This is a genomic window from Nocardia sp. NPDC051030 (assembly GCF_040683015.1).
GTDB lineage: Bacteria > Actinomycetota > Actinomycetes > Mycobacteriales > Mycobacteriaceae > Nocardia.
In genome coordinates this window covers 314732-334943 of sequence record NZ_JBFBCD010000006.1, presented here as the reverse complement: position 1 = coordinate 334943, position 20212 = coordinate 314732, and the positions used below count along the sequence as shown (strand labels likewise).

General features: G+C 66.9%; 21 protein-coding genes. 4 read left to right on the top strand and 17 right to left on the bottom strand.

Annotation, left to right across the window (positions count from 1 at the left end):
* Positions 1 to 42: 42 nt before the first annotated feature.
* Positions 43 to 1506 (top strand): type VII secretion integral membrane protein EccD, encoded by a 1464-nt coding sequence (gene eccD, locus AB0N05_RS22310; RefSeq protein ID WP_364697347.1) that lies wholly within the window; start codon positions 43 to 45, stop codon positions 1504 to 1506.
* Positions 1507 to 1544: 38 nt separating this feature from the next.
* A complete protein-coding gene (mycP, locus tag AB0N05_RS22305; RefSeq protein ID WP_364697344.1) occupies positions 1545 to 2915 on the top strand; it encodes a type VII secretion-associated serine protease mycosin in 1371 nt (456 codons plus the stop codon).
* Here the strand turns inward: mycP and eccB are convergent, their stop codons facing one another.
* Positions 2916 to 4391 carry a type VII secretion protein EccB gene (eccB, locus tag AB0N05_RS22300; RefSeq protein WP_364697341.1) on the bottom strand — a complete coding sequence of 492 codons (1476 nt, stop codon included), beginning with the start codon at positions 4389 to 4391 and terminating at the stop codon, positions 2916 to 2918.
* 112 nt (positions 4392 to 4503) lie between these two features.
* Between eccB and eccE the strand changes: the two genes are divergently transcribed.
* Positions 4504 to 6171, top strand: coding sequence for a type VII secretion protein EccE (gene eccE, locus AB0N05_RS22295; RefSeq protein WP_364697338.1), 1668 nt, complete (start codon positions 4504 to 4506; stop codon positions 6169 to 6171).
* Positions 6172 to 6307: 136 nt separating this feature from the next.
* Here eccE and AB0N05_RS22290 read toward each other — a convergent pair whose 3' ends face one another.
* The 3 genes from AB0N05_RS22290 to AB0N05_RS22280 all read right to left on the bottom strand — a co-directional run bounded on the left by AB0N05_RS22290 (position 6308) and on the right by AB0N05_RS22280 (position 9159).
* The gene (locus tag AB0N05_RS22290) at positions 6308 to 6868 is read right to left on the bottom strand and encodes an NAD(P)H-dependent oxidoreductase (protein ID WP_364697335.1); all 561 of its coding nucleotides are present in this window, start codon (positions 6866 to 6868) and stop codon (positions 6308 to 6310) included.
* A gap of 94 nt (positions 6869 to 6962) precedes the next feature.
* On the bottom strand, positions 6963 to 8240 hold the full coding sequence (locus AB0N05_RS22285; protein WP_364697332.1) for an NAD-dependent epimerase/dehydratase family protein: 1278 nt from the start codon (positions 8238 to 8240) through the stop codon (positions 6963 to 6965).
* A gap of 103 nt (positions 8241 to 8343) precedes the next feature.
* Complete coding sequence (locus tag AB0N05_RS22280; protein WP_364697329.1) at positions 8344 to 9159, bottom strand: S-methyl-5'-thioadenosine phosphorylase; 816 nt, start codon at positions 9157 to 9159, stop codon at positions 8344 to 8346.
* Between the two features lie 92 nt (positions 9160 to 9251).
* Here AB0N05_RS22280 and AB0N05_RS22275 point away from each other — a divergent pair, with 92 nt between their 5' ends.
* Entirely contained in the window at positions 9252 to 9584 is a 333-nt protein-coding gene (locus AB0N05_RS22275) for a metal-sensitive transcriptional regulator (RefSeq protein WP_364697326.1), read from the top strand.
* A 10-nt stretch (positions 9585 to 9594) separates the two neighbouring features.
* Here AB0N05_RS22275 and AB0N05_RS22270 read toward each other — a convergent pair whose 3' ends face one another.
* The 13 genes from AB0N05_RS22270 to infA all read right to left on the bottom strand — a co-directional run bounded on the left by AB0N05_RS22270 (position 9595) and on the right by infA (position 20048).
* The gene (locus AB0N05_RS22270; RefSeq protein ID WP_364697323.1) at positions 9595 to 10614 is read right to left on the bottom strand and encodes a nitrilase-related carbon-nitrogen hydrolase; all 1020 of its coding nucleotides are present in this window, start codon (positions 10612 to 10614) and stop codon (positions 9595 to 9597) included.
* 79 nt (positions 10615 to 10693) lie between these two features.
* Positions 10694 to 11566 carry an AraC family transcriptional regulator gene (locus AB0N05_RS22265; RefSeq protein ID WP_364697320.1) on the bottom strand — a complete coding sequence of 291 codons (873 nt, stop codon included), beginning with the start codon at positions 11564 to 11566 and terminating at the stop codon, positions 10694 to 10696.
* Between the two features lie 258 nt (positions 11567 to 11824).
* The gene (locus AB0N05_RS22260; protein ID WP_364697317.1) at positions 11825 to 12679 is read right to left on the bottom strand and encodes a nitrilase-related carbon-nitrogen hydrolase; all 855 of its coding nucleotides are present in this window, start codon (positions 12677 to 12679) and stop codon (positions 11825 to 11827) included.
* Between the two features lie 84 nt (positions 12680 to 12763).
* Complete coding sequence (locus AB0N05_RS22255; RefSeq protein ID WP_364697313.1) at positions 12764 to 13744, bottom strand: AraC family transcriptional regulator; 981 nt, start codon at positions 13742 to 13744, stop codon at positions 12764 to 12766.
* A gap of 433 nt (positions 13745 to 14177) precedes the next feature.
* Positions 14178 to 15143, bottom strand: coding sequence for a helix-turn-helix domain-containing protein (locus AB0N05_RS22250; protein WP_364697310.1), 966 nt, complete (start codon positions 15141 to 15143; stop codon positions 14178 to 14180).
* A 123-nt stretch (positions 15144 to 15266) separates the two neighbouring features.
* Positions 15267 to 16118, bottom strand: coding sequence for a tRNA pseudouridine(38-40) synthase TruA (truA, locus tag AB0N05_RS22245; protein WP_364697307.1), 852 nt, complete (start codon positions 16116 to 16118; stop codon positions 15267 to 15269).
* Positions 16119 to 16199: 81 nt separating this feature from the next.
* Complete coding sequence (rplQ, locus tag AB0N05_RS22240) at positions 16200 to 16703, bottom strand: 50S ribosomal protein L17 (protein ID WP_364697304.1); 504 nt, start codon at positions 16701 to 16703, stop codon at positions 16200 to 16202.
* Positions 16704 to 16756: 53 nt separating this feature from the next.
* A complete protein-coding gene (locus AB0N05_RS22235; RefSeq protein ID WP_029923719.1) occupies positions 16757 to 17815 on the bottom strand; it encodes a DNA-directed RNA polymerase subunit alpha in 1059 nt (352 codons plus the stop codon).
* A gap of 125 nt (positions 17816 to 17940) precedes the next feature.
* On the bottom strand, positions 17941 to 18546 hold the full coding sequence (rpsD, locus tag AB0N05_RS22230; protein ID WP_364697300.1) for a 30S ribosomal protein S4: 606 nt from the start codon (positions 18544 to 18546) through the stop codon (positions 17941 to 17943).
* Between the two features lie 21 nt (positions 18547 to 18567).
* Positions 18568 to 18981 (bottom strand): 30S ribosomal protein S11, encoded by a 414-nt coding sequence (gene rpsK, locus AB0N05_RS22225; protein WP_364697296.1) that lies wholly within the window; start codon positions 18979 to 18981, stop codon positions 18568 to 18570.
* 9 nt (positions 18982 to 18990) lie between these two features.
* Entirely contained in the window at positions 18991 to 19362 is a 372-nt protein-coding gene (rpsM, locus tag AB0N05_RS22220; RefSeq protein ID WP_364697293.1) for a 30S ribosomal protein S13, read from the bottom strand.
* 232 nt (positions 19363 to 19594) lie between these two features.
* Positions 19595 to 19708, bottom strand: coding sequence for a 50S ribosomal protein L36 (rpmJ, locus tag AB0N05_RS22215; protein WP_033085975.1), 114 nt, complete (start codon positions 19706 to 19708; stop codon positions 19595 to 19597).
* Between the two features lie 118 nt (positions 19709 to 19826).
* A complete protein-coding gene (gene infA, locus AB0N05_RS22210) occupies positions 19827 to 20048 on the bottom strand; it encodes a translation initiation factor IF-1 (protein WP_040804562.1) in 222 nt (73 codons plus the stop codon).
* Positions 20049 to 20212 lie beyond the last annotated feature (164 nt).

Sequence of the window (20212 nt, the reverse complement as noted above, 5' to 3'; positions counted from 1 at the left end):
GCGCGGCTACGAATCCGAGGCGACAACGAACTTGGGGGACGTGTGACGCAGACGCGATCGGACCACCAGATCGATGACGCGCGCGGGCTGGTCCGCGCACCCGATCTGGCGCGGGTCACCATTCTGGCCAAGCACACCCAGGTGGATATGGCCATCCCGGTGGACGTGCCGGTCGCGCTCGTCATCCCCAGCGTGGTCGATATGGTCGCCCAGCACAGCCGCACCAATGACTTCGACCATGACGGTGAGCAATTCGAGCCGCACGAATGGGTCCTGGCCCGCATCGGCCGCCCGCCGTTCTCCAATTCGCTGAGCCTGGCCGAACAGGACGTGCGCGACGGCGAACTGCTCATGCTGGAGAGCGCCGAACACACCGCGCCCACACCGCTGTTCGACGACATCATGTACAACGTCGCCATTGCCGACGCCGACCATTTCCGCGGCTGGACGCCCGCCTCGGCCCGGCTGACCGGATCGATTCTGGCGGTGCTGACCATGCTGGTCGGCTGCGTCGGGCTGCTGGCCTCCCCGGATGCCGTGTCCGGCTGGGTGACCGGGGCGATCGCACTGTTCGTTGCCGTGCTGCTGGTGATGGCGAGCATGGTGCTCAGCCGCATGTACGGCGACGCTGCCAGCGCACTCGTGCTGGGCGGCTGCGCACTCCCGGCGGCATTCACCGCGGGCATGCTCTTCGTGCCAGACCATTACGGCTGGGCGAATGTGCTGCTCGGCGCGGTGCTGCTCGGCGCGACCGCCATCCTGGCGTGGCGGGTGAGCGGCGTCGGGCTCGGACTGTTCATCGGCGTGACCACCCTCGCCGTGTACGCGGTCCCGGCGGCACTGGTCGGCCTGCTCACCGGTCTGCCCTCGAAGGCGATCGGCGCGGGCGCGGTGGCCTTCGGACTGGCCGGATTGTCCCTCGCCCCACGGCTTTCCATGCTGCTGGCAAAACTGCCGCTGCCGCCGGTCCCCGCACCCGGCACGCCGATCGACCCGACCGAGGACGATCCGGACGACCACCGCGCCCTGCCGAGCCTGGCCGCGCTGCGCACCAAATCCGAGCACGCCCGCATGTACCTGGCCGGACTGGTGGCCGCCACCACGGTGGTGATCGTGGCCGGTGCCATTGCCGCCGTCGACGCCGGATCCGATGACCCATACTGGCCGGGCCTCGCGCTGGCGCTGGTGTGCGCGGTCGTGCTCATGTTCCGCAGCCGCACCTACGCGGGCGCGGAGCAGGCCATCGTCCTCATCGCGGGCGGTGCGGCGATCCTGCTGATTCTGCTGGGCGGTGCGTCCTTCCTGCTCGATCAGCCGCTGGTCATCTTCGGCTCGGCGCTGATCCTGCTGCTCGCCGCGCTGGTGCTCGGCATAGTCGTCCCCGGCCGTCAGGCCACCCCGCCCATGCGGCGCGCGGCCGAACTCCTGGAGTACGCGTTCGTGGCCGCCGTTGTGCCGCTGGTCTTCTGGGTGAGCGACCTCTACTCGCTCGTGCGCGGATTGTGAGCACGCTCCGGGCAGCCGCTGCCGCATCGGTACTGGCGGTGAGTATTTCGTTCGGCATGACCACCGGCCAAGGCGTGGCTTTCGCCGACCGGCCACCGCCGATCGATCCGGGCCTGCTGCCGTCGGGCAGTCCCGCCGCGCCGCCCGGCAAGACCGAGCATCCCGCGAATTCCCCCTGCATCAGCACTCAGGCCGGTGGCGGCGGCCCGACCATTCCACCGACGCAACGCACCCTGGATCTGGACCAGGCGTGGAAGTTCTCCCGTGGCGCAGGACAATTGGTGGCAGTGATCGATACCGGCGTCGAGCCCCATCCGCGCCTGCCCGGCCTCATTCCGGACGGTGACTACGTCGCCAATTCCGGTGACGGCACCGAGGATTGCGATGCACATGGCACCTTGGTCGCCGGGCTCATCGCCGCCACCGAAGTGGAGGGGCAAGGCTTCGCCGGTGTCGCCCCGGAGGCACGTGTGCTGACCATCCGCCAGACCAGCGCCCTGTACCAGGCCGAGGGCGCGGGCCGGGACAAGGGCCCCGACGATATGCCCGACGGCTACGGCAAGATCTCCGCCCTGGCCTCGGCCGTGCGGCGCGCCGCCGATGCCGGGGCGCGCGTCATCAATATCTCCCTGGTCGCCTGTCCCACAACCAAACCCGATGGCCCCGAGATGGGTGCGCTCGGCGCGGCGGTGCAGTACGCGGCGGTCGAGAAGGACGTTGTCATCGTCACCTCCGCGGGCAATACCGACACCTGCAAGGCCAGCAACCCGGGCATCGATCCATTGCATCCGGATGCCGATCTGTGGAATCACATCAACTCATATGTGGCCCCGGCCTGGTGGGACGAGTATGTGTTGTCGGTCGGCTCGGTCGACGCCTTCGGCCAGCCCTCCAAATTCACCGTCCCCGGCCCGTGGGTCGGCGTGGCCGCACCCGGCGAGAACATCATCTCCCTCGATCCCCGCAATACCGGCCTGACCACAGCCAAATTCACCAATCAGGGCCAGGCGGTGGCTTACAGCGGAACAAGTTTCGCCGCGCCCTACGTGTCGGGGGTTGCCGCGCTGGTGCGTTCCCATTTCCCGGATCTGCGGGCCGCCGAGGTGATCAAACGAATCGAGGCGACCGCGCACGCGCCGGGTGAAGGCTGGAATCCGTATATAGGTTATGGCGCAGTGGATCCCGTCGCGGCACTGACCGCCGAGATCCGAAACGACTTGCCTCCCAAGCGCCCCAATGCGGCCGTGGACAAGGCCCTCCCCGTTCCGACTCCCGCGCCCGCACCGGATCACACCGCCCGCAATGTGGCGCTGATCGGCACCGGCATTATCGGATTGCTCTTGGTGCTGGGCTTTCTCGCGTCCTTCCCGCTGCGCCGCAAGTTCGGGCTGCACGAAGACGATCTCTGATCAGTTCGGGGCTTTCACGGGCTGTTTCGCCGGATCCGGGTCGGGGGCGACGCCGTCGTGGGCGACCATGGCGGCCTGGCGGCTGAGCGTCGGTCCGGGCGCGAGCAATCCGATGATCGGCCACGGCGCGGGTTCGGGGCGCACGCTCTCCGGGTCCATGCCGAGGGCCTTGGCGGCCTCCAGATCCTTGATGCCGTAGCGGACTCCGTAATCGGAGATGAAGAACAGGCTGTCGTGGCGCTGGCTGTCGGGTTCGATGCCGGTGGCCTGCACGTACGCGCCCGCGCCGGGCTTGGAGTAGAACGAGTCCACATTCGGGCCATTGCCGTCGGATTGGGCCAGGGGAACCAGTTTGGCGCGGTCCGGGATCGGGACGGCGTGGCCGGTGAGCACGGTCAGGTCGGCGTGCTTGCTGCCGTCCGCTTTGTCGGCGGAATCGACGGGATTCCAGGACAGGCAGTCGACCGGTTCGTCCTTGCCGTCCACGAGAGTGGGGGCGGCGGAGGGGTATTCGGACACGCGCAGTGCCGACGACACGGGTGCGCCGGTGCGATCGGCCTGGGCGATGTAGTTGTCGGCGGCCGGTGATCGGTAGGCGTTGCGAATGATGTCGGCGGTCAGCGGTGACACGGATTGCAAACCATCGGCCAGGATCACGTAGTACTTGCTGTCGGTGCGGACCTGCACCACATCACCGATGCGGTGGTCGCCGATCGAATAGCTCGGCGGCGCACCGGCATCCACGATCTGCGGCGGGATGATCGGCAGGACTTCGGGGATGGCGTTGAGCATTCCCTCGCTGATCGGGCGCGGGGTGCGGCCGCGAATATCGAGGGCGTCCACGACTGCGCGATCATTCATATCCAGCTGGGCGCGGTGGTTGTCGTAGATCAGGTAGGTGTGGTCACGGCCCTGCACGAGCAGTGCCTGATCGGACTTGAGTGGAGATACCTTGCCGCTCACCGGATCTCCCGCGATCACCGAGGTGCTGATGCTGCGGGAGCCGTCATTGGCCATCACATCGCACACCGTCCAGGTGCGGCCCACCCCCGAGGAATCGAAGTTCAGCGAGGCGGGCGCGCCCGGAATCCCGATGAGCTGCCCGCGCGGCTTCTTCGCCAGCTCCGATTCCTTGACGGTCGCGGGCTTGGCGGCCTCCCCCGCCGCCAGCCGCGCCGAGGCCAGGTTCAGCGCCGGGTGCACGACATTGTCGATGACCACGTAGACCGCGCCGGTGTCCTTGCCGATGAGGATCTTATTGGTGCCGAGATTGCCCTGCGGGCGGAGCAGAGCAAGCACTCCGCAACCTGCCAGCGCGACGCACGCGAGGATCAGTCCGGCCGTGAAAGCGCGCGATTGGGACCGCATGGGGTCGTGCAGCATTCGCACGTCCCGTCGGACCAGGGCGTGCTCCATGCGACGGACCAAAAAGCGATAGCCACTGACCTGCCATCGCGTGGTGGGTTTTGAAGGCATGAAAACTCCCCCGACCAGGCATCATGTTTGTCGAACACAGTACAGTTCCGCAGGACCTTCATTCGCATTCGGCCGCTTTCCGCGGGCCGACACGGGTAGTTGGGGGACGAGGATGACCGATCCTGGGCAGGCAGATCCGGGGCCGCTGCTCTGGCGGGTGTCGCTCGGAAATGTGCTGGTCGCGCAGGTCACCGGGATTGTGGTGCTGGCGGGCGCACGGCTGTGCGGGGTGCCGTTCTGGTGGGCGCTGGGGATCGGGGTGGTGTTCGGCGCACTGCTCCTATTGGAACTGGGCAAACGTACAGTTGCCGATTGGATCGCGACTCGCCGACGCTTTCGCGGTCGCCGCGAGCATCTCGCCGCCGACATTGTCGATTTCCAGGCCGGGGACGGCCGCTCCCTCGGGCTGTATCGCGACGGCAGCCGGGTGGTCGCCGTGGTCGAGGTGCTGCCGCCGCGGGGCGGGCTCACCCGCCTCAATGCCACCACCGACGCCGACGGCGACCGCCGCCCCACCGTGGTTTCCTCACACCTACTGCCCCTGCCGGAACTCGCGAAAGCCTTGAGCCAGCGCGATATTCTGCTGGCCGGAATCGATATCGTCTCGCACGGCTATCGCAGCCGCTCCGGCACGCCCGCCGGAGCCATCTACGACTCCCTGCTCGGCCCCCTCCCCGCCACCGCCCATCGCACGGTGTGGCTGGCCATCGCCTTCGACCCGCTGCTGTGCCCCGATGCCGCGGACCGGCGCGGCGGCGGCGCGGACGGCTCCTGCCGCGCGGTCACCATCGCCACCCAGCGCATTGTGCGCACCCTGGAAGACCACGACTGCCCCGCCCGCATCCTGACCGCCCCCGAGATCAGGCAGGCCGCTCTACAGGTCACCGCGGGCGTGGATCCCGGTGAGCTGACCCAGCATTGGCGCTACACCGAACTCGGAAACAGCGTGAATATCGGTGCGGCCGTGGACCCCGGCCAGCTCGGCTCGGACCTCCTGTCCCAACTCTGGGTCCCCGCCTCCCGAGGCACCACCGTGGCGGTCCGCCTGCGCCCCGGCCACTCCGCCGACACCGTCCGCATCGGCGCGGCCTGGCGACTCACCGCCCGCGAACTCCCCGAAGAGCCAGTCCAAAAGCACATGATCTCCATGAACGGCCGCCACCGAGAGGGCCTGCTCGCCCACCTCCCCTTCGCAGTCCCCGGCCTGGAAGACACCGTCCCCACGGCAGAACACGCCATAGCCGACATCGAAGCCCTGCACCTCCCCTCCGCAGGCTGCGGCCAACTCCTCGGCTCCGACGAGGAAGGCCGAGGCGTAGCCATCCGCCTTGTCGGCCAGGGCATTTCCAGCGTCTACGTGGCAGGCGAGCTCTACCTCGCCCAACAACTCATCTTCCGAGCCCTCGCAGTAGGCGAACGAATCCTCATCCGCACCGACCGCCCCCAATCCTGGCAAACCCTCATCACCACAATCGGCAACCCCGACCGCCTCACCATCGCCGCCGAATCCCACCAATCCGACACAGATTTCACCGCCTCGGTAGTAGACGGCGTCCTAGCCCCCGCCCCCCACGCAGGCCTGACCACCATCTACCTCGCAGGCGACCCCCTCGGCTGGCCCCCCACCCGCCCCGACCTCTCCATCCACCAGCCCGCCGCCCAAGGCAACCGAATCACTTTGCGCACCGGCACCACCCAGGTCCCCCTGACCCTCGTCTCCATCCCCCGCGAGGCCACCTACATAGGCCACCCCCGAGCCGCCCTCGGCCTCACCAACTGAGCCGATCGTCAGACCTACAGTCTCCAGCCCGGCGGTACGGCCCAGAGCGAGTCAGGCCGCCAGCCGGGCGGCGGCAGTCAGCCAGCGGGCGGTCGCTGGCTGCGCGCGGTTGCTGCCAGCCGGGCGGTGAGATTACTCAGCCGGGATAGGGGTCCGAGGTACGGGCCGCGCGCAAAGCCGTTCCCCACCAGGCAAGTTGACGCAGCAGGCGGTCCGCGGCGTCGATGGCCGCGCCGTCCCGGGTTTCGCCGTCGGCATCGAATTTGCGTTTGGCTTCGTGGAAGCTGACGGTTTCGCGGATCGAGACCATATGGATTTCGGCGACCACCTGGCGGAGTTGCTCGACGGCGCGGAGTCCGCCGGAAAGGCCTCCGTAGCTGACGAATCCGATGGGCTTGGCCCGCCATTCCCGCTTGACGCTGTCGAGAGCGGTCTTCAGGGACGCCGGGTACCCGTGGTTGTACTCGGAGGTGACCGCCACGAAAGCGTCTGCGGCGGCGATCCTTTCCTGGAAGGCGCGCACTTCGGGCGTCTCGGTCAGATCCGTGGGCAACGGTATGTCGATCAGGTCGATGACCCCGACCTCGAATCGCTCGTCCGCGCGGGCCGCGCGGAGGAACCAGTCCGCGACCACCGGCGCGAATCGCTGCGGGCGCACGCTGGCCACGATCACCTCTAGCCGAAGCGGGTTCTCCATGGGCCGAGCCTAATCGTGCCCGGACTGTTCACAGCGAGCGTGCGGTCCGAAGCCCGCTGGAAGCCCGGCCGGGTGTCGGACAGGCTAGGGGAGATCAGGTGTGGTCGGGGCGGGGGATGGGGTGGGCGGCGTAGTCTGAGAGGCCTTTTGCGGGGGGTATGCGGGCGGTGAAGTCCAGTGCGTGGCGGGCCCGTTCGGGTTGGGCTACCAGGTGGCGGATGTCGGTAGGGCGGTAGTGGCCGGTGACTATGGGGTCGGGGCCGCCTACGGCTTTGGCCATGATGGAGGCGACTTCCCAGAGGGTCAGGGGGCGGCCGGAGGCTATGTGGATGGGGACGAAGCCAGCTACCGGGTGGGCGACGGCCGCGACCGTGGCGGCGGCTATGTCGCGGACGTGGACGAAATCTCGGACCTGGCCGCCGTCTTCGAAGACCTGGGGTGCGCGTCCGGCCGTGAGCTCTGCCCGGAAGCGGGCGGCCACACCGGATTCGGCCGAGCGGAGGGGGCGGTCGGAGGCGACGGGGTGGCCGTAGACGTGGGCGTAGCGCAGGACCGTGGCCGTCGCGCCGGTATTGGCGACCCAGGCCAGGGCGTAGTGCTCCTGCGCGACTTTGCTTGCCGCATAGGCGCTCCGGGGGCGCAGTAGCGCGTCCTCGAGGATGGGCTCCCAGGTCAGTACCTCGCCGGTGCGCGGTGCGCGGTGATCGAACAGGCCGCGATCGAGGTCTCCGCGCCGCCGCAGGCCCGGATAGAAGGGGCCGCTGCGCACGCCGCGATAGCGGCCCTCGCCGTAGACGGCCACCGAGGATGCCAGGACCAGTCGCCGGACCCCGGTGCGTTCCATGGCGGCCAGCAGCACCGCGGTCCCGGCGTCGTTGTGCGTCGCGTAGACGGCTGCCCGCTGCATCCCCGTGGTCGCCGGTCGCGGCGTCGGCGTGCTGCGGCTCGAATCACCCATCGGGGCACGCACACACGGACCCGCGCCGTGGCCGATATCGTCGCTGCGCCCGGCGGCGGCCCCATCCGGCCGATCGGCCACCCGCTTACTCTCGCCCGTGACGAGTCGATCCGGGTCGTCGGCCGGGGCCGCCGGTGCGGGCGGGTCGGGCAGGGGTACGGCGGCGGCGAGGTGGCAGACCACGTCGATGCCGCGCAGCAGGGGTTCGAGGGCGTCGGGGTCGCGGATGTCGATGCGGGAAACATCCTGCGGCGGCTCGGCGTTCGGCCCGTGCACGGTGTCCAGCATGGCGTCGATGGCGATCACTTCGTGCCCGGCCGCGCGCAGGGCGCGATGGACGTGGGAGCCGATATACCCCGCGGCGCCGGTGAGCAGCACTCGCGATCTGTCGGCCTCGGGTCCGGCTGGGCTCATCAGTTCAGGGTAGGCGACGCGGATGAACGCCCTGTTGGGAGAAGCTGTGGACCCGGCCCCGCCCCCAGGGCCGGACCGGGCCCACGGTGTCGATGACGCCGGATTACGGCAGTTCGAACGGCAACTGCACACCGGTGCCGGAGTGCACCGCGCACTTGTCGCAGGTCTCGTCGCCCTCGACGGCGGCGACCGCGCGGCGCACGAGCGCCTTGAACGGCACCAGGTTTCGCTCGAATTCGGCGAATACGTTGACAGCGCTGACGCCCTCACCGGACTCCACACCCGCGTCCAGGTCGGTAACCAGAGCGATTGCGGAGTAGCACATTTCGAGTTCGCGGGCGAGCACGGCCTCGGGATGCCCGGTCATATTGACCAGCTCCCAGCCCTGTCCGGCGAACCAGCGGCTCTCCGCGCGGGTGGAGAAGCGCGGCCCCTGCACCACGACCATGGTGCCGTGGTCCTTCAAGGTCAATTCGGTTCCGGCCGAGGCGATCGCGGCGGTGCGCAGTTCCTCGCAGTACGGGTCGGCGAAGGAGACATGCACGCCGCCGGCGTCGAAGAAGGTCTGATCGCGCCCGGAGGTGCGGTCCACCAGCTGATCCGGCACGGCCACGGTGCCCGGCCCCCACTCGGCGCGCAGGCTGCCCACGGCACAGGGTCCGAAGATGCGGCGCACGCCCAGCGACCGCAGCGCCCACATATTGGCGCGGTACGGCACGGTGTGCGGCGAGAACTCGTGCTTGCGGCCGTGCCGGGGCAGGAACGCCACCGAGCGTCCCTCGACCTGACCGATGGTGATGGGTGCACTCGGCGCACCGAAGGGGGTCTCAATTTCGACGGTGGTCGCGTCGTCGCCGAAGAAATCGTAGAAACCACTGCCGCCGATGATGGCCAGAGTGGCCCGAGGATCCGAACTCATCCGTCGATTCTTGCGCATTCGAGCATGAGTGGTGGTACCAGGGCGAGCCATGTACCCTAGGGGGGTATTTCCGCCGGAAGTGAGGAACAGTCGTGACGGACGAGCACGCCACCACCGCCGAACAGCCCTGCCATGACCACACCACGCACGGCTACATCACCGCCAAGGACGACTACCTCAAGCGACTGCGCCGCATCGAGGGCCAGGCCCGCGGCCTGCAACGCATGGTGGAAGAGGAAAAGTACTGCATCGACATCCTCACCCAGGTCTCGGCCATGACCAAGGCCCTGCAGGCGGTCGCCATGGGCCTGCTCGAGGATCACATCAGTCACTGCGTGGTGGACGCCGCCATCGCCGGCGGCCCCGAGGCCGAGGCCAAGATCAAGGAAGCCACCGACGCCATCGCCCGGCTGGTCCGCTCCTGACGCGGCCCACTCACCCCGCGGCCATGCCCCAGGGCTGATTCCCCAGCGAGAGCGGCAGCGCCCAGCGATCCGCGCCCGCCTGCCAGCCCGTATTGCCGCGGGCGGCACGGCGGGCGGCCGGACCCCGGCGGGTCCGCAGACTCGGCTCCGCGTCCCGGCTGCTCCCACCCGAGGCGCGTAAATCCAGATCGGCGTACAGAATGCCCGGCACGCCCTCGGCTAGCGGCGTCAGCAACTCGCTGCCGTCCGCCCCGTAGATCCGTGCCTGGCCGGTACTGCCGGACGTAGCGACTGCTTGCAGGTCGCTCGAAATGGTCCGCCGCGCACCGCCGCCCCAGAGCCCACTCCCCCGCCACCCGGCGTCGCTCACGATGGCGCACGGCGCGATCACATAGGCCCCGACCTCCAGCGCGTACATACGGCTCACCGTGGCACTGGATTCCGGCCCGGCCACATCGCCGTCCGGACTGCCCGGCCAGGCGGCGATATGAATCTGTTCCTCGTCCGCGCGCAGCGCCCGGGTGAGCAGCGGCCGCTGATTCTCCTGCCCGGACAGCGCGCCGAGCTTGCCGATCGAGCCGTGGTGCACCGCGGGCAAATTCGGCGTTCCGGAGGCGAACACCTTGCGTTCGACACTGTTGAGTCCGGCCTTGCGGCGCACCGACAAGACCTGCCCAGAATCGTCGATTACCGCCTGCGCCATATAGATTCGGCGATCCTGCCGTTCCCCGAATCCGAGCACCACCCCGATGCCGTGCATCCGGGCGGCCTCGGCGATGACCTTCATTTCGAAACCGTCTCGCGTCATCGAATTTTCGCGGCATCGGGTCGAATACTCGACATTCCACTGATTCGATTCCACCCAGCGCCACCAAGGGAATCCAGGGAGAAACGTCTCCGGGAATGCGATCAGGCGGGATCCCGCTGCGGCGGCGGCGCCGATCAGGCCGACTACCTGCTCGACTCCCTCGGACAGCCGCAGCCATTTCGGCTCGGCCTGCACGGCGGCCACTCGCACCGTATCGGTCATCGCGTTTCCCTCATGGAACGTGATGGTCGCCAACGTTTTACGTGGAAACAATGCCGAGAAGTGCCCAATTACGGACTGTTCATGCCAGTGCCCGGAATGCGCCCGGCGTTGTCCCCATTTCGAGCCGGAAGGATCGGTAGAAACTCCGCTCGGTCAGGAATCCGGCCGCCTTGGCAACCGCCGACAGCGGCAACTGTGGCGCATTGCGCAAGAGATCGCAAGCGCGTTCGATGCGCATGCGCCGCAACACAGTTCCGGGCCCGCCTTCGAACTCGCCGAATACCCGATACAACGTACGCCGCGACATTCGGCATCCGGCCGCGATTCGATCCACGTCCAGTCCCGGATCGGCGCAGTGCGAGCGCATGAATGCCAGTACCCGTTGCCGATTCAGGACATCGGCGGATTGATCGCGCGGGATGCCGCCGGAGGCCGCGACGACGGCCGCGGCCAGCAGGTCGCGACCGGGTTCGGCGAGCAGCGCGGCCGCCTCGGCATCGGTGCGCTGCAAACTCGCCACACCGCGGAACAATTGCGCCGCGATTCCGGGCGCGCTATCACCGGAAAATACGGTGGCGGTGGGTATTTCGGTGCTGATCACGCCGTATCGTTCGCGCAGCCGACTGAGCGGAACCTGCACGACGACTTGCTCCCACTCCTGCTCGATATCCCAGTGGTACGGACGACTGGTGTCGTAGAACACGATCGAACCGGGCTCGACATCGGCCGCCCGGCCATCCTGGTGTAGTCGCGCCCGGCCGGAAATCGGAATGCTGGCGAGCAGAAACTCATCGCCGGTGCGGGCGATCAATCCGCTGGTTCGCCGAATCAGCTGGGAGGAGGCGCCGACACTGGTCACATCGAGATCGTCATATCGGGCATGTTCGACATATCCGACAAAACGGTCGGTATTTTTCGGCGAGATCGCCAGCGGCACATACGCTTCGCTCACGAGCGCTTCCCAACGCTCGAATGCCTCTGTCGACGATGTTTCCGGTCCGGATCGCACCTCGACCCGACTGACCGCCTCTGCCCGTTTCACTCCGCATCCTCGATGACCATCGACGGCCAATATCCGGCCGAATACCGGGCAGTGTGTCAGATACGAACGCGCACAACCAATACGGCCGTATGACGGTGCCCTCCGAAAAGCGACGTCCATTACACGGGGTATGGGCTCGAGCCGCCCCCTGCGCGGCCCGAGCGGCCCCTAGGCAGCCGACACGTAGCTCAGGTCCAATTCCAGATCCGCGTACAGCAGACCCTCCTCGTGCCCGTGCAACGGTGGCGCCAGCTCCTGTCCGCCGGGGGCGAAGATGCGCGCATGCCCGCCCGGCCCGCGCACCAACTCCTTCACCGGCTCCGACCCGCGGCGAACCTCGCTGCCGGCCACATCCATCACCGCGCACGCCGCGACCACGTTCAACTGCCCCACTACCGCGTACCAGAGCGTGGCCGCATTGTTCACGCGCACACCCCATTCCACGTCGCGGGCCACGATGAAGCCGGGCCAGGACACGATGTGCACCTGCGCGCCCGTGCGCTCCAATTCCCGGCGCGCGGGCAAGTGAAGCTGCTCGGAGCCGCCCTGCACGCCGATTCTGCCGATGCCGGTACGGAACACGGAGGGTTCGGAGATCTCACCACACTGGAAGATCTTGTGTTCCAACGACGTCAGCTCGGGCTTGCGGCGCACTCCGAGCAGCACCCCTCGATCATCGATCAGGCACTGCGACATATACAGCGCACTCGCGCACCGCTCGCTGAAGCCCAGCAGCACATGAATGCGATGACGGCGGGCGGCATCGGCGATGCGGCGAAATTCGGTGCGCCCCACGGTCATCGAGTTGGTCCGGTAGCGAGCGAAGAAGCCCTCACCCCAGCTCACCGCGTCGAGCCACAGCCACCACGGATAGCCGGGCAGAAAGGTCTCCGGAAAGGCGACGAGTTGCGCACCACCGGCGGCGGCCGTCTCGATGAGCTCGATGGCCTGCTGGACGCCCGCGCGCAGGTCCAGCCACCGTGGTTCGGCCTGGACAGCCGCTACTCGCACCTTCGTCGGCACCTCGGCTCCTTCGACACGATCTGGTGATCCGTGCCATCACCCTTCGCCGAAGGTGTGCCGGGGGCAGCGACATCCCGTGCCGAGCTACGGACGCCCCGTGCCTGGGTCCAGCTGAGTGCGGAATTGCCCGGGCGTCAGGCCCGTTTCCTCCCGGAATGCCCGATAGAAGTGCCGGTCGGAAGCAAATCCGGAGGCGGCGGCAATGGCCGACAGCGGCCGGGAGGGATCCGCGCGCAACAACCGTCGGGCATGTTCGACGCGCATGCGCCGCACCAGCGCGGCGGGACCGCCGATGTCCTCGCACACCCGGTACAGGGTGCGCCGCGAGACCAGGCAGGCGTGCGCCACCTCGTCCACGGTGAGTTCGGGATCGGTGTACCGCTTGCGCAGCACCGCCATCACCTGTTGCCGGGTGTACAGCGAATCCGAGGGCGCGGGCGAACTCTGCCCGGTGGCCAGGAGTACCGCGGTGGAGAGCATGCCCGCTATTTCCGATTCGAGAATGTTTGCCGCCCGGTCGGTTTCATTCGCGGGCAATTCCGCCAGCCCGCGGAAGAAGCCCGCCACCACACCGAGCGCACCGGTCGCGGGCATAGGCGTGGCAATCGGGATCTCTTCACGAATCAGCCCGGCATGTTCGAGCACCAGGCGCATGGGCGCGCGCACGATGGTGGACACCGAATTCTCGGTGGTCCGGCTCTCGATGGGACGGGCGCTGTCGAAGAAGACGATCGACCCGGCCGGACTGTCGGCGAGCCGCCCATTCTGCTCGGTCCAATTCGAGCCCTCGACAACAATATTCACCAGCAGGAATTCGGCGCTGGCCTGCTCCACCTGACGCTTTGTCCGAATCACCCGCTGCGCACTGGCCGACATGAGGGTGAGACTGGAGCGATCGAATTGGGTGGAACTGACCCGCCCGTGCCAATGCCCCTTGGCGAGAGGCTCGATGGTCGTGGGCACGACGGCATCGGCGACGATCGCCTCCCACTGCTCGAAGGCCTGCCGCGCGGATGTGCCCGAGCTCGAACAGACCTCGGCGCTGGCACTTGCCGCGTTACCCACTCCTGCATCATCCCATCCCCAGCCCCCGGCAATCTGCGATTGCATCTGTTCTAACCGGGCGAAACGGACCAGTTCGCTGATAGTAAGGCAACACACAGCTCGCCTGCCCGGTCGTCGGCGGCTCGACGATCGACCGGGCGGCGCCTCCGCGTCGTTCACCCCGTGCCCGTCGGCAGCATCGACGACTACACCGGAAGTGCAGGCGACACCTCGGGGCACAATCGAAAACGAGGAAACCGCCGGTGCACGGGCCAACGACTCGGCTCATGGGGGTCGGCGCTCCGGCTCCTGAACACCAGGACCGTCGCCAACCGCGATGCATCCCAAGTATTCACAGCCGCCCACTCGATGTGACTGGCCACCCGTGCCAGATCACTGACCATTCACGTCGTGCGGGTTTGACAGAAATGACACGCCGAGCACGGCACGCGGATCAGGCCTGGCCGATGCGGAATTCGCCTGGCGTCATACCCATTTCGCGTTTGAACGCGCGATAGAACTGCCGCTCGGAGACGAATCCCGCGGCGCGCGCTATGGACAAGAGGGGCCGGGTGGGATCCGTCCGGATCAAGGCCAGCGCGCGTTCGATCCGCATGCGGCGCAGCATGGCCGCCACCCCGTCGTCACCGTTCTCGAACATTCGATACAGCGTGCGCCGCGAGACCGAACAGGCATGCGCCACCTGGTCCACGGTGAGTTCGGGATCGGCGTAATGGCGCTGGATGAACGCCAGCGCCCGCTGCTTGGCCAGCGCCTGCCCCGGCTCGTCGTGCGGTAGATCCCCGGCCGCCAGCTGCACCACCGAGGCCAGCAACCCGGTGCCGTGCCGGGCCAGCGCCGCCGCCTGCCCGGGATCGCTGTGCTGCAATTGCGCCAGCCCGCAGAAGAATCGGCCGACAATGCCCGCCGCGCCGTCCGGCGGAAAGCGCACGGCCGTGGGCAGCCGCTCCGACGACACCCCGGACGCGCCCACCACCCGCGATAACGGCACCTGCACCGCGACCACGCCCCAGCTCTGCTCGAAGTGCGCGGTGAACGGGCGGGAGCTCACGTAGAGCATGAGGCCGCCATCGGCCATCTCGCCCACCCGGCCGTCCTGGGACAGCCAGCCGCGGCCGTGGGTGGTCACCGAGGCGAACAGAATCGGTTCGCCGGGTTCGGTGATCATGCGTGGCGTGCGAATGATGTGCTGCCCCGACGCGGACACGGTGGAGACGTCGATGTCCTCGAACCGCGACTGCACGATCCTGGCCCGGAACTCCCCCGACCGCACCGGTGTCACCACCAGGGGCACATAGGCCCGCGCAATCGCGGCCTCCCACTGCTCGAATGTCTCCTGTTCGGTGACTTCCGGCGTGGATCGAACCTCCACCACTGCGGGCTCGGAGCCGCCGCTCATGGCCAGATTGTCGCACCACCGGTGGCCGAGAAAAGTCGAAATCCCTTCACAGGTTCACACTTTCGTGAATCTGTCCGATATACGCCTTTGCCCGCAACTTGCGGCATGAATCTTCACGGAAAATCAGCTGCCGCAACAATCTTGGGAATCGGGAACCGTTCGCACTTCGCGGGTCTGCAAGTTGCGTTCGGCGAGATCGGCATCGTCGGGATAATCGACCGCGATGAGACTCAAACCGTGCGCCGGAGCAACCGTCACGGCACTGGAACGCTGACGCTCGTCGAGCAGACTCGCGATCCACTCCGGGGTACGACGTCCCTCACCGACGGCGAGCACACCGCCGACCAGACTGCGCACCATGGACCAGCAGAAGGCGTCCGCGCTGACATAGGCGGTGAGCAGATCGCCCTCCCGCTCCCAGTCGAAGCGCTGCAATTCGCGAATGGTGGTCGCGCCCTCGCGACGACGGCAGAAGGCGGCGAAGTCGTGCAGCCCCAACAGCTTTCGAGACCCCTCGCGCATGGCCTCCAGATCCACATCGGACCGGCAGGGGACGACATGCCGTGCCTGCAAAGGGTCCGCGCCGTAGGGGGCGGTAGTCAGTCGGTAGACGTAGTGGCGGCGGATGGCGGAGAAGCGCGCGTCGAATTCCGCCGGGACAAGGCGAACATCCTTGATACGCACGTCTTTCGGCAGGAAGCGCGCCATGCGATGCACCAGCCGCGGCCCATCCACCTCGCCGTGCGTATCGAAGTGGGCGACCTGGCCCTCGGCGTGTACGCCCGCGTCGGTGCGCCCGGCCACGGTCAACTGGATCGGCTCGCGCCGCACCTTGCTCAGCGACTCCTCCAGCACGCCCTGCACGGTGCGCAGGCCGGGCTGGCGCGCCCAGCCGGTGAAATCGGTGCCGTCATAGCTGATATCGAGCCGTACCCGAACCGCAACCGGTTCCGGCTCCAGATTCTCCACGGTCACAGCGATCTCCTGGTTAACATGAATGAAGCCCGCCGACCCGGAGGGGACGGCGGGCTCACTCATGAGTCCGAATGGGAAGACTTAGTCTTCCTTCTTCTCCTCGGCAGCGGCCTCGGCCGGAGCCTCGGCGACAACCTCGGCGGCCTCTTCGGCAGGAGCCTCGGCGACAGCCTCGGTCTTCTGCGAAGCGGCAACGCGACGGGCACGATCAGCCTCGTTGGTCACGGTCTTCTCGCGAACCAGCTCGATGATCGCCATCGGCGCGTTGTCACCCTTGCGCGGGATGGTCTTGATGATGCGGGTGTAGCCACCCTCACGGCCCTCGAACGAGGGACCGATCTCCGCGAACAGGGCGTGCACGACGTCCTTGCTGCGGATCACCTTCATGACCTCACGACGGTCGGCAAGCGAGCCGGCCTTCGCCTTGGTGACGAGCTTCTCGGCGTAGGGGCGCAGCGCCTTGGCCTTGGCCTCGGTGGTCGTAATACGACCGTGCTCGAAGAGCGCCGTCGCCAGGTTGGCGAAGATCGCCTTCTGGTGCGACGCCGACCCGCCGAAGCGGGCACCCTTCTTGGGCTTGGGCATTGTTGGAATCTCCTGTGTTGAAGGCCGATTCGGGGCGCTACACCCCGGATGGCCTAAAGCTGTTCGGTCTCGGCGTAGTCCTGCTCGCCGCTGTCGGTGTCGCTGAACGAGCCGCTGTCGCTCCAGGTACCGCTCGCCGCGTCGTAACCGACGACGGAGGACGGATCGAAGGAAGCCGGGGAGTCCTTGAGGGACAGACCAAGCGAGTGCAGCTTGACCTTGACCTCGTCGATGGACTTCTGGCCGAAGTTACGGATATCCAGCAGATCCGACTCGGTGCGGGCAACCAGCTCGCCGACGGTGTGAACACCCTCGCGCTTGAGGCAGTTGTAGGACCGCACGGTGAGGTCCAGGTCCTCGATCGGCAGACCGAACGAGGCGATGTGGTCCGCCTCGGCCGGGCTCGGGCCGATCTCGATGCCCTCGGCCTCGACGTTCAGCTCGCGAGCGAGACCGAACAGTTCGACCAGAGTCTTGCCCGCCGACGCCAGCGCATCCCGCGCGGAGATCGAGTTCTTGGTCTCGACATCCAGGATGAGCCGGTCGAAGTCGGTGCGCTGCTCGACACGAGTCGCCTCGACCTTGTAGGTCACCTTCAGAACCGGCGAGTAGATCGAATCCACCGGGATCCGGCCGATTTCCGCACCCGACGCCTTGTTCTGCACGGCCGGGACGTAGCCGCGACCGCGCTCGACAACGAGCTCGATCTCCAGCTTGCCCTTGTCGTTCAGGGTGGCGATGTGCATATCCGGGTTGTGCACGGTCACGCCGGCCGGGGGAACGATGTCACCCGCGGTGACGGTGCCCGGACCCTGCTTGCGCACGTACATGGTGACCGGCTCGTCCTCTTCGGACGACACCACGAGGCCCTTGAGGTTCAGGATGATGTCGGTGACATCTTCCTTCACGCCCGGAACCGTGGTGAACTCGTGCAGCACGCCGTCGATGCGGATGCTCGTGACAGCAGCACCCGGGATCGAGGACAGCAGCGTGCGGCGCAGCGAGTTGCCGAGGGTGTAACCGAAGCCCGGCTCCAGCGGTTCGATGGTGAACCGGGAACGGTTTTCGGAGACGACCTCTTCGGTCAATGTCGGTCGCTGTGAAATCAGCATGGCTGTGTTTCCTCCTTCAGAGACGCCCACTATTTGACGTCCACGACATGGATTGCGGGAGACCACTTCTCGGAATCGAATCCCGAAGGTGGTCTCCCACCAGCGGCGCGCTTACGCGCACCTCATTACTTCGAGTAGAACTCGACGATCAGCTGTTCCTGGAGCGGAACATCGATCTGCGCACGCTCGGGGACCTGGTGAACCAGGATCCGCAGACGGCCCGGCACAACCTGCAGCCAACCCGGAACCGGGCGATCGCCGACGGTCTCACGCGCAACCTGGAAAGGCAGCGTGGTCAGCGACTTGTCCCGGACATCGATGATGTCGTACTGCGAGACCTGGAAGCTGGGCACGTTCACCTTCACGCCATTGACGATGAAGTGGCCGTGCGAGACCAGCTGACGAGCCGCACGACGGGTACGGGCCAGACCGGCGCGGTACACGACGTTGTCCAGACGGGTCTCGAGCAGACGCAGCAGGTTATCGCCGGTCTTGCCCTTCTGGCGGTTCGCCTCTTCGTAGTACTTGCGGAACTGACGCTCCATGACGCCGTAAGAGAAGCGAGCCTTCTGCTTCTCCTGCAGCTGCATGAGGTACTCGGATTCCTTGATCCGCGCGCGGCCGTGCTGGCCGGGCGGGTAAGGACGACGCTCGAACGCCTGGTCGCCTCCGACGAGGTCGACGCGCAGACGACGCGACTTGCGGGTGATGGGGCCTGTATAACGAGCCATTTTTATCTAAATCCTTTCCCGCTAGACGCGACGGCGCTTGGGCGGACGGCAGCCGTTGTGCGGCTGCGGGGTGACGTCGGAGATCGAGCCAACCTCGAGGCCGGCGGCCTGAAGCGAGCGAATCGCGGTCTCACGACCCGAACCCGGGCCCTTGACGAAAACGTCGACCTTCTTGACGCCGTTCTCCTGCGCCTTGCGGGCAGCGTTCTCGGCAGCGAGCTGCGCGGCGAACGGGGTCGACTTACGCGAACCCTTGAAACCGACGTGACCCGAGGACGCCCAGGAGATGACGTTGCCTTCCGGGTCGGTGATGGACACGATCGTGTTGTTGAACGTGCTCTTGATGTGAGCGTGGCCGTGCGGGATGTTCTTCTTATCCCGGCGACGCGCTTTCTGAGACTTCTTCGGGCCAGCGGCCCGGCTCTTCGGAGGCATGCGCTATCCCTACTTCTTCTTGCCGGCGACGGTCTTCTTCGGACCCTTGCGCGTGCGGGCGTTGGTCTTCGTCCGCTGGCCGCGCACAGGCAGGCCACGACGGTGGCGAATACCCTGGTAGCAGCCGATCTCGATCTTGCGACGGATGTCGGCCTGCACCTCGCGGCGCAGGTCACCCTCGACCTTGAGAGCAGAGCTCTCGATGAAGTCGCGGAGCTGGGTCAGCTGCTCGTCGGTCAGGTCCTTCGAGCGCAGGTCCGGGCTGACGCCCGTGCCGGCCAGGATTTCCTTGGAGCGGGTCCGGCCGATGCCGAAGATGTAGGTCAGCGCGATCTCCATGCGCTTTTCGCGCGGGAGGTCAACGCCCATCAGACGTGCCATATGGCAGGTTCCTTAATTTTGCGGAGGTCTGCTCCCAGTCCGTTCCCCTCGAATGGGGCCCCGGCCTCCGTGCCGGGGGTGGGCCGCCATCCGCCCCGGGTGGGGCTCGACAACGGCGACTGGTGCTGGGAGTGCTTCTTTATTGCCAATCCGAAACTGCTTTCGGTGCTTGGCTGGTGAGCGACCGAGCCACCTGTTTCCAGATGTTCCGGTGACCCGGCCGAGGCCGGAATCAGCCCTGACGCTGCTTGTGGCGCAGGTTCTCGCAGATCACCATGACCCGACCGTGACGGCGGATCACCTTGCACTTCTCGCAGATCGGCTTGACGGACGGCTGAACCTTCACGTCAGATCCAATCTGGTTTCGGTGTTCACTGGCCGTGAACACAGTTTTTCCCCGGCCGAATTGGCCGGGGAAGCCCGGGGCTCAGCGGCCCCGGAAGTCTCTTGTAACCAGTGATCGGTTACTTGTAGCGGTAGACGATGCGACCACGGGTCAGGTCGTAGGGCGAAAGCTCCACGACGACGCGGTCTTCGGGCAGGATGCGGATGTAGTGCTGCCGCATCTTGCCGCTGATGTGCGCGAGAACCTTGTGACCGTTCTCCAGCTCGATCCGGAACATCGCATTGGGCAACGGCTCGATAACCCGGCCCTCAACCTCGATGGCCCCTTCCTTCTTCGCCATATCCTCCGCGATCCCGATTAGGCTGAACCTGGTTGGCTCATGCTCATTGACGGCTAGGTCGCCTCGAGCATTCGTATCGTGCACTCCAGTCGACCCGGTGCCATACTCAGCGAGGCGGCATGAAGACATGCCACAACCACTATGTAGATGCACCAGCGACCTAG

Bases quoted from the DNA above. Each gene is read 5' to 3' on its own strand.
- AB0N05_RS22250 (WP_364697310.1), bottom strand. From the start codon at position 15,143: ATGAGCGGCGGCTCCGAGCCCGCAGTGGTGGAGGTTCGATCCACGCCG.
- eccB (WP_364697341.1), bottom strand. From the start codon at position 4,391: ATGCCTTCAAAACCCACCACGCGATGGCAGGTCAGTGGCTATCGCTTT.
- AB0N05_RS22280 (WP_364697329.1), bottom strand. From the start codon at position 9,159: ATGAGTTCGGATCCTCGGGCCACTCTGGCCATCATCGGCGGCAGTGGT.
- rplQ (WP_364697304.1), bottom strand. From the start codon at position 16,703: ATGCCCAAGCCCAAGAAGGGTGCCCGCTTCGGCGGGTCGGCGTCGCAC.
- rpsM (WP_364697293.1), bottom strand. From the start codon at position 19,362: ATGGCACGTCTGATGGGCGTTGACCTCCCGCGCGAAAAGCGCATGGAG.
- AB0N05_RS22285 (WP_364697332.1), bottom strand. From the start codon at position 8,240: ATGAGCCCAGCCGGACCCGAGGCCGACAGATCGCGAGTGCTGCTCACC.
- rpsK (WP_364697296.1), bottom strand. From the start codon at position 18,981: ATGCCTCCGAAGAGCCGGGCCGCTGGCCCGAAGAAGTCTCAGAAAGCG.
- AB0N05_RS22270 (WP_364697323.1), bottom strand. From the start codon at position 10,614: ATGACCGATACGGTGCGAGTGGCCGCCGTGCAGGCCGAGCCGAAATGG.
- rpsD (WP_364697300.1), bottom strand. From the start codon at position 18,546: ATGGCTCGTTATACAGGCCCCATCACCCGCAAGTCGCGTCGTCTGCGC.
- infA (WP_040804562.1), bottom strand. From the start codon at position 20,048: ATGGCGAAGAAGGAAGGGGCCATCGAGGTTGAGGGCCGGGTTATCGAG.
- AB0N05_RS22235 (WP_029923719.1), bottom strand. From the start codon at position 17,815: ATGCTGATTTCACAGCGACCGACATTGACCGAAGAGGTCGTCTCCGAA.
- AB0N05_RS22290 (WP_364697335.1), bottom strand. From the start codon at position 6,868: ATGGAGAACCCGCTTCGGCTAGAGGTGATCGTGGCCAGCGTGCGCCCG.
- eccE (WP_364697338.1), top strand. From the start codon at position 4,504: ATGACCGATCCTGGGCAGGCAGATCCGGGGCCGCTGCTCTGGCGGGTG.